Below are 18,636 nucleotides of genomic sequence, written 5' to 3'. Positions count from 1 at the left end.
AAAATATTTACATTTAATTATAAGCATGATATGATACGTCTATATTAATTTTTGAACTAGCCTAAAAAGGATTGTGATAGACATGTTAAAACTTGTAGTAGATAATACCGTAACAGAACAAGAAACAGATTCAGCTTTTTCAAACTTTTTCACTTGCAAAGACTGTGTATACTATCTTTCAAAATCAGATTCTTGCAGTCTACAATTAGCAGCTGATTCAAATAATCCCCTTATCCCTTATGAGTGTGGGAATTTTGAGGAAACCTATGAAATCGGAACGGAAGATCCATTGAATTCACACATACATCAGCAACTTCGTGAAGAAAAAGCGCAAATACTAGCTGAAAGTTATCCAGCACAACCTTCTATTGATCCAATTCACAAAGACGCAATATGGTATGGATCAGTAAACTATGGTTGTTGGATTATAAATGATTCGAAGAAACGTTTTGCACTTGCAGAACAGGTTCCTTTCGGTGATAATAATATGTCATCTAAAAAGTACGCATCTCCTTTCCCTTTACATGACCATGGTGCAAAAGAAGGTATCCGACACTATATGTGTTGGTACGTAAATGAAAAAGGAATTGGCGAATACCATCTTCTTATTGGTGGTGTCATCATGAAAATTGCAGAAGGAGTTAAGAAACTTGGATTCAATTACTAATCGTATCTACAAGAAAAGAATGTTAGAACATACCATACTATTTAGTTTGGTACAGCTGGTACCACTGATCGTATCTACCGGTATCATATATATATTGCTGGAACTTACTGATACAGAGTGGAAAACCTGGTTTAGTTATGAAGGAATCTTTGCAGCTCTTTTCCTTATAACGAGGTTCCAAGTTTTCCAGAATAAGAAAAGTATTATTTCTTTAAACCAATATGAAAAGTGGTTTTCAAAGTTAAATATTTTCTTGGTCTCTATATTTCTAGTATTATTTACATCCATACCAACTCTATTAAAGATTGCCTTCATTCTACAAATGACTGTTATTCTATTTCTACTAGAGTACCTTTGTTTGTATATTAATCGTTTACCGATACATAATTTATATAGAGTACAAGAGATCATTTGTGATAAAAAGCAACTCAAAATTGAACGAATTATTCCAAACAATGAGGAACACGGTACTCATACAATTAAAACAAGAGATGGGCAATACTTTTTATATACCGCGGTGTATTTGAGCGGCATACTATCGCCAATTTCAGAAGAAGTATTTGAAGAATATGAAAGAAAGAACCTAATGGGTAGATAAAAGGTACTGAATGTAGATTCAGTACCTTTTCTATCTTTATATATAGTTATTTACATATTAGCAAATAGCCATGGAGCGAGTACGGCTAACATACACAGCAAACAAGATCCCGTTATGACACGGTTGGCCCAACGGTAATATTCCGGCTGTTTTGTACTCTCATGAATTCTTCTTAAACGAATACCTGCGATTAACATAAATGGTGTGAAAATAAGTGCTGTTGCTTTAAACAGGTCTAAAAAATCCGTAAAGATGTTCATAAACGAAAATACATCGGAACTAAATAAGAAGTATACACTTAGTCTCATCGACATCATGCTGATAAATGAGAAAATCATACTTCCGGTTGCCCACTTCATCCATTGACCATTCTTTGTAATTAATGCCATAACCATGACAATAACTCCTAATACGAATGAAATAGAAAAGATATTGACTCCTACTTTAAAAGCCAGCGCATACAATCCTTCAATCTTTTGAATGATTGATGATCCAAATGAATCATCTTTCTCTGTTGTTTTCGTTCGATTGTTTAGTCCATCTGTAAATGATGACGAAACATCATTTCCTTTTAACTCATTAAAATCTACTTTCACAGAAGCTTGAGCTGCTTGTAAGGGTACAAGTAATAAAATCATCAAAACAAGCGTGCATAAGACTCCTATCATTCCTTTTTCTCGTTTCATCACACATCACCCGCTAATTTTGGTTTGATGCTCTTTAATTTGATTTCATTTCCTTCTGCAGCATAATAAAGATCTGCTGCATAATAGATATTTGCTTTTGTATATGCCCCCATAATTGCATTTGCAATTTCTTCTTTTTCTACTGCCACATATGTTTCATTTTCATTGTAAAACTCAATTTCAATTCGGTTAATATTATTATTTAATACTGTAATATGTAGTTCTTTTAAGCTATCTAAGCGATTCCCTAATCCACATACCAACTTAAATACTTTATTTGCAATTGTTGGTGGTTTTACATACGTCGTATTAAAATGAATCGTTTCATCATCTATCACACCATCTTCCTCGACTTCACACGTCATAATGAAAGAATGATTTTGTTTTTCAATTTCTTGTTGACTCAACTTGCGATCAATTACATACTTCACGCTTGTTGACAGGTTTTCTATATATTCATCCAGTTCGGTATTTGAAATTTTAACCTCTGAAAATTCCGGAAAAATCATGTAAGCATGGATGTTTGAACTACTTTTACTTACACGTAATACCTGGACTTGCTTCTTTTCATAACGCACCGTTTGTTCTAATTTTTCTACTACGTTGTTGCTTATATGATTTATTACCATATATCATCACTCCTATTTACTTTAATTAAAAATCCGTCATGTAAGATTAACGATTTAATACTATTTATTTAAAGCATTGTAATATTGCGGAGAGTTCTCAGTTCTCCTGTTTTAAGATTATTAATCACTTAATCTTAAACATTTTAATATTACAATGACGTACACAATGTCTCATTATAGTCGAATATCTTTATATGGTGAATCATTCTGTCCCACTCATTTGTACAAAAATAAAAAAATATTTTACTCTTGTACAAATGAGTGGAAAAATGCTGTATTTCATGCTATTTAACTAAGAAAATACAACTAGGAAATAGAATTATATATTCCCTAGTTGTCTATTACTCCAATCAACTAGTGTATAAGAATAAGGTGAATCGACCTCTAATTTCATATACAGTAATTGATTTTTCGGTAATATCTCTCCCTCTGTATGAATCCAATAACGCTTTTTATTAGACATATTTATGACACGTGTTAGTCCTTGTTCTTGTTCTATTACTTTTGCAGTCCACCTCACAAAATCCATATCTTCAACATCAGCTACTCCTTGTTGAACAGGAAAAACGTGTTCCGTTTCCGGTGGAATTGAAACATATTCTGGTTGTGGATACATGTCCTCATATTCGAATAATTCTTCAGGTATATCCTCATCACTTGGAAAAGGAATATCACAAACAACTTCAGTAGTAGGAGTATGATGAAAAGATTCAGCATACTCCACTTCTTCTATATCCTCATTTTTGAACCTGTTACTCTCTTCCTCACCCAGATTCTTATGAACAGATGTAGCAACTAAATCATATATACTTGCTACATCCTTTTCTAAGGTGATTTCTTTTGTTGGAACAGTAACACGCTCTTGTTCCCTTCCAATAGGCTTGTTTTCTCTTGGGCACCAATAAACAGGGCGTTCCACCGGTTTATTTTCCATTTCTTTTTTCTTGGCTTCTTCTATTAGAAATTTTTTCTTTGAATTACGAACTACTAAAAACACATAACAAAATAGACCAATAAAAATTTTTGTAAACATAATATTCCCCTCTCGATCATCCAAATAAATCGAACTCAAACTGTCCATCGATTACTTTGTTTTTTCGTTTTCCTTTCTTTTTAGAAGAATCTACTTCAACAATAACTGAATCCCAGAATGTGATATCCTGTTTTTGTACAAGCATGCGCTTATCAGTATTCAGTGTTGTTAAAGCTCGAATGACACCTTCTATTTCTCCATCTATTTCAAGTACATTCTGCTTCACTCGAACACCAGGTACTTGCTCTTTTTTAATACATTCAACGGCCCTTTGTACAAATTGAGCCTCTTTCATAAATGCTACGTCCATCGTTCCTGGTAATTTCTCCACCCAATTCGTAAATTGAATTTCAATTGATTCAAATACAGGCGCAACGACATTACCTATGTTTGCAAGAACCCGCTTCGATTCATCAGATGCTGCTTTTGTCCATTCCTCTGTTGAACCCTTTAATTGATTTCCACTCTTAATGTTTTGAATTAATAGAGTCTGTAGATCTCCATTATCACCAAGCATTGCATTCAGCCCATCGCTTGTAGCCTCACCGTTCATTGCTTCAGCAGCTTTATTCTTTTGGGCAATTAATTGCGCCATCTGCTGCTGGAACGTTTCTCGGTATCCAAGATAGAAGGTCCTACATTGTTTAGTTTGTCCAATACGACAGTGTCTTCTAGCTGCCTGATTCAACGCGAATAAACTAAATGGTAATTGATAAAATATCAATGTAGGTGTTGCCAGTAAATCAAGACCCACCTTCACTAATTCTAGCGAGCATATAATTACATTCACACCGCTATTCACTTGATCTTTTAGCCATTCACTACGTTTTGGCGGAGTAACTGTATTGGTACGGAGAATAGCTACTTTCGCACCAGGTATTTGCTCTACAACCTTCTGTAAACGGGGTTGAACGTCTCGTTCTTTTACTGTAGATCCTGTATCACATACGTATACGATTGTTGGACGGCCCTCAGAAATTTCTGTACGCAATATATCTTGCAACTCCTTCTCTTTAGGCTGTATACAATCCTCATCAAATTTGAATGTATCATTAGACCAAACCAGTTCTTTTTCTGCATCATCTAAGTAATAGTTCGGATAATGGATCATATTGTCTGGATATGCATTACCTGTACGAATATAAGAAAGCCACAGTTTTCCGGCGTCTGGTGTACCTTTCGCTGCTTCAATTGCTTTTTCAAACGACTCTTTCATATGCTCATAGGCTTGCTTTTGTTCTTCCGACATATCGACAAGAATCGTAGGTACATTAATTAACTCCACAGGATTTGGCCACACATCTTTTAAGCGTACATTAATGGTTGTATCCATTAAAAATTGGGTAAACACATAAGGTGAAATACCAGGTACAACCTTAGTTTTATCTAATATACCTTGTGCTCCGCGTGAAGCTATATTAGATGTAACCTCACCATCATGGTAATATGTTCTCTCGATGTTTCCGTAGGTTTCATTCCATTCCATGAAAGAACTGTATTCAAAACCACTTTTCACCATTTTTTGAGGGAATAAACGCCATAACGTATAGAATACATCGCTTGCGCAGGATAAGCAGCCAGCGCCTTACCGTATTTCTATGGTAGGTTTCTGTCTACTCTCCCCCAGAACCGTACGTGCAAGTCTCCAAGCATACGGCTCACTATTATCCATCTAATTAAGTCGTCCATATTGTAGTTTCATATGACAGTCATTGCCTTGTCCCCTTGCGCATAGTGCAATAGTTTTCCGGTTACGAGCTATCATAATTCGCTCCCAATGTTTAAGATTTTTCTTTTTCTTTAAGTCTTTTAATCTGCGGACATGATGCATTTCCAAATCGACATTCGTTGCGCCACAGTGTTCACATACTCTTGCTTTAAGTCTATCGATTGTGCTAGTCACTCCGCTGTATTTCCACGTATTAGGCAGGGAATCAACTAAATTGTCTTTGCTAATTTTTACATCTCTAGTGAAAGAGCTTATTAGCTGTCTTGACTTTGTTCCCTTCTTTGTTTCATATTGAACAGTGAAAACCCCATTAACATTAAATTTAGCAATTACTTTTCTGACTGAAATTTTGTACTTAGCAGAGAATGTTTTGTACATGCTATATTCCATGATGTATGCCATTTTATTCAGCACACTAACATTGTTTGCCATTTTGTAGTAGTTATAGAAACCACGTAATTCCGCGTCATAGATGCTTAGGATTTCTAGGTCATCATAATTAATTAATTCAGTTCTATGGAGTGTTCTCCAATCGTTACCATCCATCTTTAAAATTTTCTTTTCAAGAAGTTTATTTATCCATTTTCCCTTCGGCACATACAGCTTAATCTTCCCATTATTTTGTCTTTGAAGTTTGCCGTCTTTTCCTCTTTTCGCTTGATTACTTTTACTTACTGTAATATCGAAACCGAGGAAGCGTGCTTTCTCCCTATAACTATGGGTAATAAGTGTTTTTTCATCTGATAGTTCGAGATTTAGCTCGTTAAAGAGAAATTCTTTTATATCCCTTTTTATTTGCTCCGCATCCTGTTTACTTCCTATTACTCCGATTAAAAAATCATCAGCATATCTAGTGTAGTAAAGCTTACGAAAACTATTATCAAACGGATCAGTAGCATTCATGTTGTTTCTTCTTTTAATTAGTTCGTTGTATGCTTTTTTATGCTCTTTTTTCTCTTCATCATTCATCTGTTTCCATTCATCATCAGATTTCTTTAACTTTGTTAGTTGCCATTCTAAGGCTCTATATTCATGAGTTCTTTTGCGTTTTTTACCTCTGTTGAACTGTTCAGCATATGTCTCCATATACGAATCCAATTCGTGAAGATAAATATTCGCTAGAATAGGACTAATGATGCCACCTTGAGGTGTTCCACTAAATGTCCTATGGTACACCCAATCCTCCAAATACCCTGCTTTTAAGAATTTCCATATTAGACGAATGAACTTTTCATCTTTTGTTTTTTTCCTTAGCAGTCCTATTAGAATGTGGTGGTCGATGTTATCAAAGAAACCTTTAATATCCCCTTCAACAAACCATTTCACACCCGTGAAATTCTTTTGTATCTGGTTTAAAGTTGTATGACAGCTATGCTTTTGTCTAAAACCATGCGATGATTTTTTGAAAACTGGTTCATAAATGCCTTCGAGTAATCTGCGAGCAACTTCTTGAACTAATTTATCGTCTACCGATGGAATACCTAATGGTCTTTGGCCTCCGGATTTCTTGGATATATATTCTCTTCTTGATGGATTAGGTTGGTAACTTTCATCCTTTAATTGTTCAATAATTTTGTTGATTCTCCCAATACTCATCCCATCAATCGTTTTTCCATCTGTTCCTTTCGTCATATTTCCTTCTTTACTAGCTATGTGGCTATATGCGTCAAGAAAGAACTCCACATTATAAAGGTGTCGATAGATTCGATTAAATGTAAAATTTTGATTTTTAATGGACTGTTTAACTAGATTGTCCATAATTACTTTCGGGATTTGCATAGTGTATTACACACCTTCCTAATTTTATTAATGGACTGGATAACCTGACCCCTTCGCCATGTACTAGGCTTTCCCTAGCTCAGACTACTATGGGTTCTCCGTTGTCATATCAGATATTCAAACATCAGATATGTTATAGCCTTTTGATACAGGCATTCTGACTTAGACAATCCTCGCTTAGCATACTTAGTAACATAGGAATGATTCAGTGTCGGATACGACTTTCGCCATTTACCATTGATTATGGTTGGGAGACCACTGAGGTATAATCTTTAAGATGGAAAAGCAGTCTCAAAGATAGTAACCATTTGTTGGCCGAGCGGACAAATGGTATATGGTCAACAGACGTTTGTAACTATCTTCCGTCTATGTCTTCGCTAGGACCCCTCTGGCTATCATTCACGCAGTATAGCATTTATCCTCGTCTGAATCTTTTCATCTAGCCATTCAGTTGCACCGTGATAGTTAGGTGACTTATGACATTACCACCATGCTGTTGTCCCCGTTATTGGTTTCCCTCACGAGTAAGGTTGGTGATGATAGGTTCTGTTGATACCTCTACTAACCTACGATTCTCCTACAAATCGAATTACTAAGCACCCTTACGAGCGCACGCGGCCACCAAATAATGTACCTGTTCCAGCTACAACTTTCTTACAAACCTTTGCTAAACTTCCTAAGGCAGTTCCTTGTGCTGTTTCACTTTTTAATTCGTGGACTTCGTCACAAATTAAAGCATCAAAAAAGTGTTTCATTTTTCTACGAATATACTCAACAGTAGCTACCTTTCGATATGCTCTTCCTGATTGCTTCGCATCATATGGCTTCACACGATTCTCTAACTCTAGTTGTTTTTGCAGCGGTTTATTTCCCTCTTTTATTGCTTGCAATAATTTATTTTCATATTTGGTCCAATCTTTAAAACTTGCATATTTTGTTTTTACTTTTGGACTCCAAATATTTGAATTACAATCAGCACATACACTGTTTTTATTTGTTTTCGAATCTAAGTCACTTCCTGTAAAATCTTTATACTGACAGACTTCTTTCTGTTCGCCATTAGCTTGGTGAACCATGATAGAAGATGTTTTTTTACGTAACTTAGCACCACAATCTGGACAGTAATATCCATTCTTATAATATCTTTGCACCTCTTCCTCCGACTTCTTGGGAAGTGCAATTTTCTTATAAGGCAATGGCATTTGTTTGATAGAATCCCCTCGCATCGTTGTAAAACTAATGACAAAAAAGGTTGGTTTTTCTGGTTTTGGTCTTCCTGCCTGAATCCAAGATTGATGAATGCGTATTAAATCCTCTGTACGTTTAATCAGATGTACGTCTGCGTCTGGTATTAAGTGTCGTATTTCTTCTTTTGCCCACTTCTCAGTAAGAGTCGGTGGAACAAATACGCAGGTACGATACCCTTTTTTCCCGGTTAAATGGAAATATCCATCTACTGTCGCTGTCATAATTGCACTTTATGTGTGGCATCTCAATCCGTAAGGATTGAGGTAGCCACTACCCATTTCGGGTGCGATAGGTAAGACTTTGAAGTAATCTCCACCTTTTCCCCCGCCCCACACCGTACGTGCGATTTTCACCGCATACGGCGTTCCATCGGGAAACCATATTTCAAACTGTTGTCTCAGTTCTCCATAAAGACTGTTATAGCATTACGACTATAACCGCCATTACACTAATTTGTTCAAATACGAATAAGAGTTAATTTATCCTCGAAAGCCGTACTTACTTAACCTCTTTAAGCAACTTTCTAAGTTGCTCTATTTTCTTTCCACCTTTTGTATTGGTAACGGGATTTTCGTTGTGAACCAGCTTGTGGCATGTTTTGCACAAGGAAACCAGATTTATCACCTTATTGACTTTATTAAGCGGTAGTTTAGGGTTTTTATGATGTGTGTTAAGATTCCATTCATTTAGCTGAACCTTACAACAGTTACATTTTCCCCTATCTCTGTTAAATGCGTATTCTCTATTCAGATAGAATTCAAAGTTATATATCGGATAACGGTTGTTGAGTTGGTAGAAAGGAATCTCTTCTTGGAAGAAATTCGGTCTTTCTAGTGCCTCACGTTTGCCGGTTGTCCGTTTATAAATACTTCGGCCATTATCTGTATAGGGCGACATTAAGAGATTCACTTTCATCGCATTACGTTTTGGCGTAAATGCAAATTTGGTGATTCCTACTTTAGCTCCATGTTCTTCAATGAAGAATACTTTACTTTTTTGCTCTTTGTGTCTATCTCTTCTATTTAAGAGAGTATCCGCTGGAGTGGTTAGTTGATAATATCGTCCACGTCGATTGTTCATAAACAACCATGTTCTCCATTGGGCGTAATGAATACGTTTGTCAAACCCTTGAAATATAGTAGATACATTGGCGATTTTATAATAATTTGCTATGCCAACAATCTTTGAGTTGATACTCTCGATTATGGCAACCTGTTTGGATTTATTACCACGATGGTCATAAAGGGTTTTAATATTTTTATTAATCTCCTTTATTTTCAACTTGGCTTTATCCATGTTAGGGATAGCTTTTCCTTGTATGTTGCCTTTTCTAAGCCGATGTTCTTCTGCAAAAATCCAGAATCCTAAGAAATTGACTCTATTCGTTCTCACATCAGTAATTAAGGTCTTCTCTTTGGACAGCTCCAGTTTCAATTGGTGGTTAAAATATTTCTCCACTTTTTTGAGAATCCGCTTGGCATTTCCCTCGCTTTTACAAAGGATAACCCAGTCATCTGCGTATCGAATTAGAAATGTATCTTCATGTCTTTGTCGGACACGTTGTAGTCCATTTCTAGAAACGTCTTTGACCTTGTATCTAGCTGGATGCTCTTGGAACATTCTAGCAATCTCCCAATCAAAATAATTAAGATAAATGTTAGCCAAAAGAGGTGAGATGATACCGCCTTGTGGTGAACCACTAACGTTATCTCTGACCTTTCCTTCTTCCATAATTCCTGCTTTTAGCATTTTCTTAATCATCATAAGCACTCTTTTGTCTCGGATTCCTATTTTCCACATTATTTCAATCAACTTATTGTGATTGATGTTATCGAAATACCCTTTAATATCGCCTTCAATTACCCAATAGGTTTTGCTTCTCCTGATACGTTCAAGTGTTTCAGCAATAGCTTGCTCAGCTGAACGCATTGGTCTGAAACCAAAGCTATAATGATAAAATTTAGCTTCGGCTATGGGTTCAATGACAATTTTGGCTATTTCTTGTATGATGCGGTCTATCATGTTAGGAATACCCAAAGGACGTTGCTTACCATTTGATTTTGGAATGTACTTTCTTCTTACTGGACTAGGTTGATAGTTATTAATGTTCCTACGAATTAGAGACATCAACTTATCTCTGCCCATTTGAAGATAGTAGTCCATAGTCTTACCATCAGTGCCAGCAGTTTTGCTTCCTTTATTACCCTTGATATTATGAATGGCGGTCAGTATAGTCTGCTCGTTCTTCATAAGTTCAATTAGGTTATAGAAAGGTTTACTACTTTCTTTGGCTATTCGGTACATGCTATCGAGTGCTAGTTTTAGCTCTTTTTCGTTTTGTGGAAATTGTTTATTATCCTTCATTTTTATATGGATCGCCCCCTTGATTAGAGAAATGGACTATCCGAAATGAATTAACTCTTTTACTCTCACATGGTTCGTTTGAACATTTCCTCAATTAGTGCAATACTTCTCGACTAACACCCTTCCCTAGAATAGTTTCTCTCCTCTCCTACACTTCGTTGCAGAAGCAACTTATAGCAAGATACAAACGGCTATTCATCATAGGTACTATGGTGTCGCTGACTTCCAATAAGTTTCATAGGCTCCAATACCTCCGCTTATTGGCTCTCGCACGTTCCCTTTAAACCAGCCCTTCTTTTACATTCCTTAGATGCCCTCTATACTCCGACGCTACTTGTTCATGAGTAGACTATTCCTAACTCTCATGAATCTTATATAAACTCTGGAAAGACCTATATAAGCAATTTCTCCTCAGGCAAGAGAGAAATATCTTCACGCAAGACCCAATCATATATCTCGTTATTAGATTGGGGAATGAGTAACGGAGCGTACATACGAGGGTTCGATTTCGCTCATCATAGAATGTTTTTAAAGCCTACCGCCCTAAATCCACGTTTAACGAGTTCGCTTCAAGGACGGCTTCACCTAGCTTCAGACCCCTATCACATTGGAATGATAGGCGCATGTAGGAGTCTCATAGACATGACTTGAATTGGAATATTAGTCATGACAGGGAATTTTCACCCTGTAAATCGTTTAAAGAGTTGTAACCAATCTTAATAAGATTTGGCCCCCGCTTTTCGTGTTTAAGCTACACTTATAGCGGAACGTGCCGCACTGCCGGACGACATTTCCCCCTGTATAATGATTCCTTTTTGTACTTGTAATGCTTTTGCTGCACCTGTTGCTACATGTGCCTGTACAGGGAATAATGGTCTCTTGTATGTATCAAAATGAGATAATGCCTGATCTTTCATTGGTTGATGCAATGGCTCATCTAATTTTGTTACCTTATCAAGCATGACAGGTGAATATTCCAGTAGATATTCATTTAAATCTTGTATTTTATTAATTTTTTCGCCTGTACCCTCTTGTGGAAATTGACATTTTCCAGAGCGAATCATTTCTGATAAAAACTCTTTACAATCCTTTTCTTTTAGTACAACTTGTGCAATAGATAGAGAAGAAAATTCATTCTTATCAAAATATACCTCTAATGGCTGTAATAGATTTCTTGTTAGCATCTCCTCATAAATTGGCTTCGCCCATTCTTCTAAAATTGGCAAGCCGTACGGAGGGGCCATTAAGAAGTCTCTCACTTGCATTTCTGGTGCTTCGTCAATTGCAACAATGTATTTCGTCTCTAATTGTTTGGAAAACGCAATAATTGCTTTCTTTTTATTGATAGTTTGCGTATTAATAAATTCAAATTGTCCTTTTGAGATCACATTCACTTTTTTATCTAATGTGTAATGTGATTCTTCCCTTTTTCCTTCTCCAAAATACAAACGGCTAGTTCCCATCGATATGGCAGCCCTAAATGACTTTAATGTACTATCATTCGCCCCTAGTACTGCAAATTGTATTTCACGATGATGGTTTATTGCCATAGCAAAGCAAAAAGCTGAATGTGAAGCAGTTCCTGTCTCCAATTGCAGCATCGCTGGTGTTTGTTCCTGATCAAATGTATCTTTTTTAATTATTTCTTGTAGCATAAGTTTCCCTCCTAAAATAAAAAACGCATCATAATCGATACGTTTCGTGTCCTACTCATTTAATTTATGTTTTAAAAATCTATAAACTGTTTCCACTCTGGTAATGATTGTTCAGCTGCAGATAATATATCGTCTACACCATGGAATACTGAGAATTGCTCTAATACTTCCAAATGTGTACCTGCACCTAATTGAGAAGCACATAAACAAATGACTGTAAGTACAATAGCAATACGAAACATACGATTACTAAATTCCCATACGATAAATAATGCTCCTATTCCTAATAGTACAGACATAGCCTTCTTCCTTTCCTAGACAAGTTCTTTGACTTCACCTTTTGGTGTTGCAATGATAAATTTCGCGCGACGTTTTTGTAAAACAACTTCTTTTGTTGTTTTTTCCAATTGCTCAAATGAATGTTCATAATACACATTTTCAGATCCACGAACTGCATGGAGTGTATCACCTTCACCAAGCAAACCGTCTGCCACACCTGTTATCAGCAATAGTCCTAATTGTCCGGAAGCAATTGGCATTTTTGCTCTTTCAGCATCTGTTTTCTCCTCTTGAAGTGAGTAACCATTTCCTCTATTTAAACGCTTCTTAAATGTCGAGATACCTTCCGATTTCCCCACACCTTCATAAGCACTTTTATAATCCACGCGAGATGTGAAAATAAGTTTGTTTTGATGACGCAATTCAGGTATAGTCCAATCCTTATGACTCACCATTTGTGCTAATGTACTCACATGTTTTCTTACGAAAGCAAGATCGGACATATTTTCACAAAAATTCGCAAATCGATCATTGAAATATGTATCATTTTTCGTAGCTGCACGCTTACGGCCAATAAAAACACATTGCTTAAATTGCTCAAATTCTTCATTTTCATCACCAAAACGCATCAAGCCTATTTCCTCGTAATTCTTTGCTAAAAAATAACTGATATCGTCTCTAGCGAATCTGTCGTACGGAATGACATACACCATAATCCCACCATTTTGTAAATAAAGGTGAGCACGCTTTAGGAAGTTGAACTCCATTTTCTCTGATTTTTTATTTTCTGTACGAAGCTCCGTATTATAAGGGGGATTTAAAAAAATAAGCGGAAAGTAGTCATGACTAATCATCATGTTTTCAAAGCTTGAGCGTACCACTACATCTAATTGCTCTTTTGCTTTGCCAGATCTATTTTCATCCAGCTCTACACCATACGTATGAAACTGAACTCCCTCCTGCTTCATTTCATCTGCAAAACTTCGTAAAATTGTCCCTTCTCCACAGCATGGATCAAAGCAAGCATAAGCTCGCTCTGATTCCATTTGTAATAGTTGCATTAAGTGTTTCCCTTCTGTTAGTGGTGTTGGATAAAATCCCGCCGCTAAATCATTTCCTATTCTCATAATATTTTCCTCCAAGTTCTTTTTTTGCAATAAAAAAAGGAAGATCCAAGTATATACATCACTCAGTTCTTCCTTTTACCCTCTATACACTACCTCGACATAATTAGAATGGTAGTTCTTCATCTGTAATCTCCGTTAGCTCATCCAAACCAGCGAATATATCATCCGGTTCTTGAAATGGCCCCCTTGTTTCCTGCTCTTTTGGATCATCTAATATTGTCCAAATTTTATCCTTTTTCATACTTATACCCCTCTATCTTTCTTATTTTTCAGTTTCATAAACCACTTCTTCATAATCGAAGAAAAAATCTTTTAGCTTTCGCATGATTTTACGAAACTTCGGTTCAGCTACAATCTTTGTACCATGGTAAAAACTTTGTTGCCCGACAAAGCGCCATAAGATAACATAGCCTATCTTCATTTCCTGAATCCCTTCAATATATAACGCGATTTCTTGAGTGGCTTCTTTTTCATTAAGAGCATGTGGTTTGAAATATTGAAATTTACCATCTGGTAATATAATTTCTGCTTCAAAACACCCTCTCATTTGATTTACTCTTGCTCTGGATTCAGATGACATTGCTGGTGCAGCATATGACTTCTGATTATTTTCCATTCGTGTTTTATGCTCCTCTACTGTTGGTACTAGTTTTAAGTGTCTACAATCTTTTTTCATTTTACTATCTCCTCTACTGTTTAATTTGTTATTTTATGAATCATAAATAACCCCGCCTGCAAACTTGAAAACAACACAAAAAGGGCTTCTTCAAGTCGATTAATAATGTGCATAGCGAAATAAGCTATATATACACTAATCGGCTCAAAGAAGCCCTTTCACAAATGAAACAAGACGCAACTTGCTTCTACAACTCAACCACAACACAAAAAAAGGTGTGGGAATAAACGGAATCAAATAAACTAACAATATACCCATATATTACACAATTTAAATTTTTATATCAAGATTTTTTTAAAAATATGAAAATATTACTCTTGTACTATTAAAATACGACCCTTCGATAAGTAAAATATGCAAATAGAGAGTCTAGCTTTAGTTCCTAGCACTCTACTAACTAATTTATAAGGAGATGTAAACTATGTTGAAACATATCAAACAGGCTAAAAATGAAATCTTACTTATGGCGATTCTATTTTCTCTATTTTTTATAATGCTTTTATATAATGAGGGGGCTGCTGTACTTAGCGTATCTGCGTGTTTATTTAATATTATTGCAAAGGATTTATTCTCTCAGAGAGCATAAAAACCACATATAAATCATTATTCAGAAACAGGCATAATAAAAAGAAGAAAAAACATCCTACAAAATGTTTTTTCTTCTTTAATAATCTGGTTGATCACTACATTTTTTCTAATATTCCTTGTCTCTCATACCACTTAGACATTTTTTCTACTGCATTTGCAGATAACCGCTTGGTTTCTCTGTTACAAAATCTAGATAATGTAGGTGCCGATATTCTTATTTCTTTTGCTAATTCTCGTATAGACTTATTATCAACTTTGCGTTGTTTAAGTATTTTCTCTCGAACAGCCTCTTCATCAAAACTATTAAGCTCTTCACTATTTTTTTTCGGAGGCATATTAACAACATCCTTAGCCCTTTCAAAATACTCTACAGATTCTTCAGTATTATTTTCTAACTCTAGTGTTTTTTTCTTAGGTAAATTATACATTGACTTAATTAATTCTTCCGGTGGAAGTATAGTAATATTTAAATTCACCCAATAATCTTTAAACCAATTCTTCTTATTAAAACGTTCTTCATCTAATGTTACTGTATACTCCCACTTAGAAATTACGTTCTCTTTTTCTAAGTCAGTAAGAACATTCTCTAGGTGTTCTCTAATCCGACTCGGTTTCCACGTAAGCGGGATTGCCATAACAGCTAATAGACCTTTATCTCCTCCAATGGAGTATGGTCGCTTCAAAGTTGAATATATTTGTCGTATTCTCCATTGCCATGTTAGATAACGAATTAAACGTTTATGATACTTATGTCGATAACTATTATACTCAAGTGCCTTTTTAGATAATAATGCTGTGGTATTATTTGAACCATATAAATAACTTGTTAAAAAACTCCCTGGTTTGATACGGCAAGATTCAATGCCCATATATTCATTTGTTGTATTGTGTCTCCATAATACAACTGAATCCAAGACAAATAACCGTTTGACAACTTCTCTCTTTACTTTATATTTTTCATCATGTTCATTTTCTTCATTTAAGACTACTACTTCATTATCATCATTTAAATAAATGAAGATACTTGCTAGTGCTGCAATACGCTTAGCAACCTTAATTTTATCTTCAGGTCTGTAGTATTCTCCTTTACTTACTTTCTTTTTTGGTACATTGCACATATCCAAAACTTGCTCATATGAAAATTCTATAAATTCATCTGGGGATTTTGCTTGTGCTAGCCACTGTATAGTAATGGAGTCCAATACATCAGCTGTCAGATCATCCATATTGCTCATTACATCATTCACTAAAGTATTCCAACGAGATGCTTCATCATCTTTAATAAGCTTTAAATCTTCATCTCTGTGAGAAGAGAGTTGAGCTATTGCATTACTTTCCTTTGTTTCAATAGGATAAGATTTTACCCCCATACCTGAGTCTTCTTCAAAGTGATTTTTAGAGATTCCATCACGTAATTTAAAATAAACCGCGGAATTATTAACTTCGAAATATTCTTTATCAATTGGTTCATCCGTTTCATCGTCATTTACGTCTTCCTGGATGATTGTTCCTTCTTTAAACTTATTAACATTCTTAAACTCGTCTTCTAATACCTTTTCAATAGCTGCATGAATTTCATCTTTATATTCTTTTAACTTAATACCAATTTGTAATGAGGTAATTCCTTCTTCATTCTTTTTACTCAACCATGATACTAATGCCGAAAAAGATGGTGAAACATGTTGAGAAGTTACAACCTTAGTATTATCTTTTTCTACATCTGAACTAAAAGCAGTCCATTTTTTCCAAACTACTTTATTGTTTCCGTATAAAGGCTCAGATATTAATAATGCATCCGTAAACAGTTGTGTTAATCTCTCCACATTATCACTCCTTCCGTAATTTCCTTTCAAACAAACATTTAATCTATTACATATATGTAAACACTTATTGTTTTCTAGTTTTGGTAATATTCAAGCAAAAATGAAACGAATTTTCTTTGTTTACAACATAAAATAACATTAATTATACATTAGTTCTCAATAGGTCTTCAATCAATCTAATGAATTAAGATATGAAACACTTTTTACCATATAGTGAACCTTCCCTATAAATTATGAAACATTTTTATCTATTCGTTCCCATATTCTCATAAAAAGTTCATATGAATAGAATTTATATCGCATATACACCAGATCCTTTCAAATTTATTTGAAATAAATTTGCCATATCCTTAACCTAAATCCGAAAACATGAGACATCAATCAATTTTTCTTAATTTAAATACGTAACACAAATTTTTTTCAAAAACCTTATAAATCCATAGGTATCCACGTTTTATCTTTATTTTAATACATACAATCATTGAATTTTAACAACCCTCTTTTGCCATATCCTTGACCTTAATATACATATGGAACAGTCAAAAAACCTTATGTACCAAAGGTTCACCTTAGTTTTTTTGTAAATTTCATTATATATCAAACATGAAACGCTTTTGCCATATCCTTGACCTTCCAAAACTCAAAACATGAAACACCTTTTACCATATCCTTGACCTTAAAGCTATTACATTTTCTCCTATAACCCTTTATATAAAGGGATTTACAGTATCTTTCCCTAATGAACGACCTATGATTAAAACATGAAACACTTTTGCCATATCCTTGACCTAAAATTATAAACAATTCCCCACAATCCTCTATATATCAACAATCTTCCCGTGTTTCATTATCGTGTTTATACAATTAGGACATGAAACGTTTTTTACCATATCCTTAACACAATTTTTTTTCCATAGATTCTCCGATCCCTTATAATCATTGGGTTTATAACGTGTTTCATGTTTTAAAAATTCCTCTTAAAGGGGCACCTTTCAACATTTTTCATTTTGCTATAATCAAAATTGGTATATTTTATAGTATTTTGGCATATATTTCTGAATTTGTAGAACGGAGGTGAAAAAGATGGGAAAGTCATTTGTAATACGAAATCAACGTAGTTTAAATGGAGAAACAACCAATGCTGTGTTAGTAACACTAAAATCTTGGCAAAAATTTGTGGAAACATTTGAGGAGAAATACTACAGCTATAAAGATACATATTTAGAAGATATTCTACAGCACATGACATACGAAGATCGCATTGCTGACGTAGAAGGCTTTGTTGAAAAAGCTAAACCATCTTTTTCACGTCGCGCAATGTCTGCAATTGCAGAAAAAACCGGAAGAAAACATAAATTATACGGTATTACGAATGCAGATCTTGAAGTATTCTTGTACTTACATAAAAAATGCTATACAAATGGTGTCATTCCAAATGTAACAATACATATGATGTGGGAAGATTACAAGCAATATAAAGAAGAATTTGCTTATATCCAACACTCTCAATTCTATATTGCATTAAAGAAATTAAACTTACATAACATAATCTCTATTGAAAATGGCTTAGATGGCCGATATACAATCAAACTGACTCATTTTCTGAATGAGGAAACAGAAAAAGCAAATCCGTACGTATATATTAGTCCTGTTGTATTTACAAAGGATTTCTTTAAGCTATCTGTAGCAGCTAAGAAACTATTCTTAGACATTGCGATGCAACAACATACGGAAACAACACTAAAGCGTTCTTTG

13 protein-coding genes and 4 pseudogenes are annotated in these 18,636 nt (G+C 34.9%); 4 read left to right on the top strand and 13 right to left on the bottom strand.

All coding sequences use genetic code 11. The annotated features are described in order from the left end of the window. Positions 1–82: 82 nt before the first annotated feature. Both NST86_RS31795 and NST86_RS31790 read left to right on the top strand, forming a co-directional pair. Entirely contained in the window at positions 83–667 is a 585-nt protein-coding gene (locus tag NST86_RS31795; protein ID WP_044798494.1) for a hypothetical protein, read from the top strand. Positions 668–686: 19 nt separating this feature from the next. Continuing rightward, the gene (locus NST86_RS31790; RefSeq protein WP_086423577.1) at positions 687–1,265 is read left to right on the top strand and encodes a hypothetical protein; all 579 of its coding nucleotides are present in this window, start codon (positions 687–689) and stop codon (positions 1,263–1,265) included. A 50-nt stretch (positions 1,266–1,315) separates the two neighbouring features. On the opposite strand, the gene NST86_RS31785 is transcribed toward NST86_RS31790, so the two are convergent. From NST86_RS31785 to NST86_RS31730, 12 genes and pseudogenes are all read right to left on the bottom strand, one after another. Further along, positions 1,316–1,951 carry a hypothetical protein gene (locus NST86_RS31785; RefSeq protein WP_140159059.1) on the bottom strand — a complete coding sequence of 212 codons (636 nt, stop codon included), beginning with the start codon at positions 1,949–1,951 and terminating at the stop codon, positions 1,316–1,318. Further along, positions 1,951–2,580: a hypothetical protein gene (locus tag NST86_RS31780; RefSeq protein ID WP_000236379.1), complete on the bottom strand. Its 630-nt coding sequence runs from the start codon at positions 2,578–2,580 to the stop codon at positions 1,951–1,953. Before NST86_RS31780 ends, NST86_RS31785 begins: the two co-directional genes overlap by 1 nt. A gap of 319 nt (positions 2,581–2,899) precedes the next feature. Next, positions 2,900–3,613, bottom strand: coding sequence for a transposase (locus NST86_RS31775; protein ID WP_086423567.1), 714 nt, complete (start codon positions 3,611–3,613; stop codon positions 2,900–2,902). 16 nt (positions 3,614–3,629) lie between these two features. Then, positions 3,630–5,177 (bottom strand): annotated as a pseudogene (locus NST86_RS31770) (DEAD/DEAH box helicase); the annotation flags it as partial. Between the two features lie 108 nt (positions 5,178–5,285). After that, positions 5,286–7,121 carry a reverse transcriptase/maturase family protein gene (locus tag NST86_RS31765; protein WP_086423569.1) on the bottom strand — a complete coding sequence of 612 codons (1,836 nt, stop codon included), beginning with the start codon at positions 7,119–7,121 and terminating at the stop codon, positions 5,286–5,288. A 614-nt stretch (positions 7,122–7,735) separates the two neighbouring features. After that, positions 7,736–8,599 (bottom strand): annotated as a pseudogene (locus tag NST86_RS31760) (hypothetical protein); the annotation flags it as partial. A 268-nt stretch (positions 8,600–8,867) separates the two neighbouring features. Continuing rightward, the gene (gene ltrA / locus NST86_RS31755; RefSeq protein ID WP_000654328.1) at positions 8,868–10,733 is read right to left on the bottom strand and encodes a group II intron reverse transcriptase/maturase; all 1,866 of its coding nucleotides are present in this window, start codon (positions 10,731–10,733) and stop codon (positions 8,868–8,870) included. 770 nt (positions 10,734–11,503) lie between these two features. Then, positions 11,504–12,388, bottom strand: a pseudogene (locus NST86_RS31750) (hypothetical protein); the annotation flags it as partial. A gap of 71 nt (positions 12,389–12,459) precedes the next feature. Beyond that, on the bottom strand, positions 12,460–12,687 hold the full coding sequence (locus tag NST86_RS31745) for a hypothetical protein (protein WP_086423571.1): 228 nt from the start codon (positions 12,685–12,687) through the stop codon (positions 12,460–12,462). Between the two features lie 15 nt (positions 12,688–12,702). Next, the gene (locus NST86_RS31740) at positions 12,703–13,794 is read right to left on the bottom strand and encodes a DUF6094 domain-containing protein (RefSeq protein ID WP_340935284.1); all 1,092 of its coding nucleotides are present in this window, start codon (positions 13,792–13,794) and stop codon (positions 12,703–12,705) included. Between the two features lie 103 nt (positions 13,795–13,897). Continuing rightward, positions 13,898–14,035: a hypothetical protein gene (locus NST86_RS31735; protein WP_000710812.1), complete on the bottom strand. Its 138-nt coding sequence runs from the start codon at positions 14,033–14,035 to the stop codon at positions 13,898–13,900. Positions 14,036–14,056: 21 nt separating this feature from the next. Beyond that, positions 14,057–14,470 carry a DUF6018 family natural product bioysynthesis protein gene (locus NST86_RS31730; protein ID WP_042596302.1) on the bottom strand — a complete coding sequence of 138 codons (414 nt, stop codon included), beginning with the start codon at positions 14,468–14,470 and terminating at the stop codon, positions 14,057–14,059. 421 nt (positions 14,471–14,891) lie between these two features. On the opposite strand from NST86_RS31730, the gene NST86_RS31725 reads away from it, so the two are divergent. Then, on the top strand, positions 14,892–15,056 hold the full coding sequence (locus tag NST86_RS31725) for a hypothetical protein (protein WP_000912109.1): 165 nt from the start codon (positions 14,892–14,894) through the stop codon (positions 15,054–15,056). 97 nt (positions 15,057–15,153) lie between these two features. On the opposite strand, the gene NST86_RS31720 is transcribed toward NST86_RS31725, so the two are convergent. Beyond that, positions 15,154–16,881: a helix-turn-helix domain-containing protein gene (locus tag NST86_RS31720; protein ID WP_340935281.1), complete on the bottom strand. Its 1,728-nt coding sequence runs from the start codon at positions 16,879–16,881 to the stop codon at positions 15,154–15,156. Between the two features lie 1,083 nt (positions 16,882–17,964). Here NST86_RS31720 and NST86_RS31715 point away from each other — a divergent pair. Then, positions 17,965–18,636: pseudogene (locus NST86_RS31715) on the top strand (hypothetical protein); the annotation flags it as partial.

Source organism: Bacillus sp. FSL L8-0199 (assembly GCF_038005705.1).
Taxonomy (GTDB): Bacteria; Bacillota; Bacilli; order Bacillales; family Bacillaceae_G; genus Bacillus_A; species Bacillus_A cereus.
This window is presented reverse-complemented; position numbering and strand designations above follow the sequence as displayed.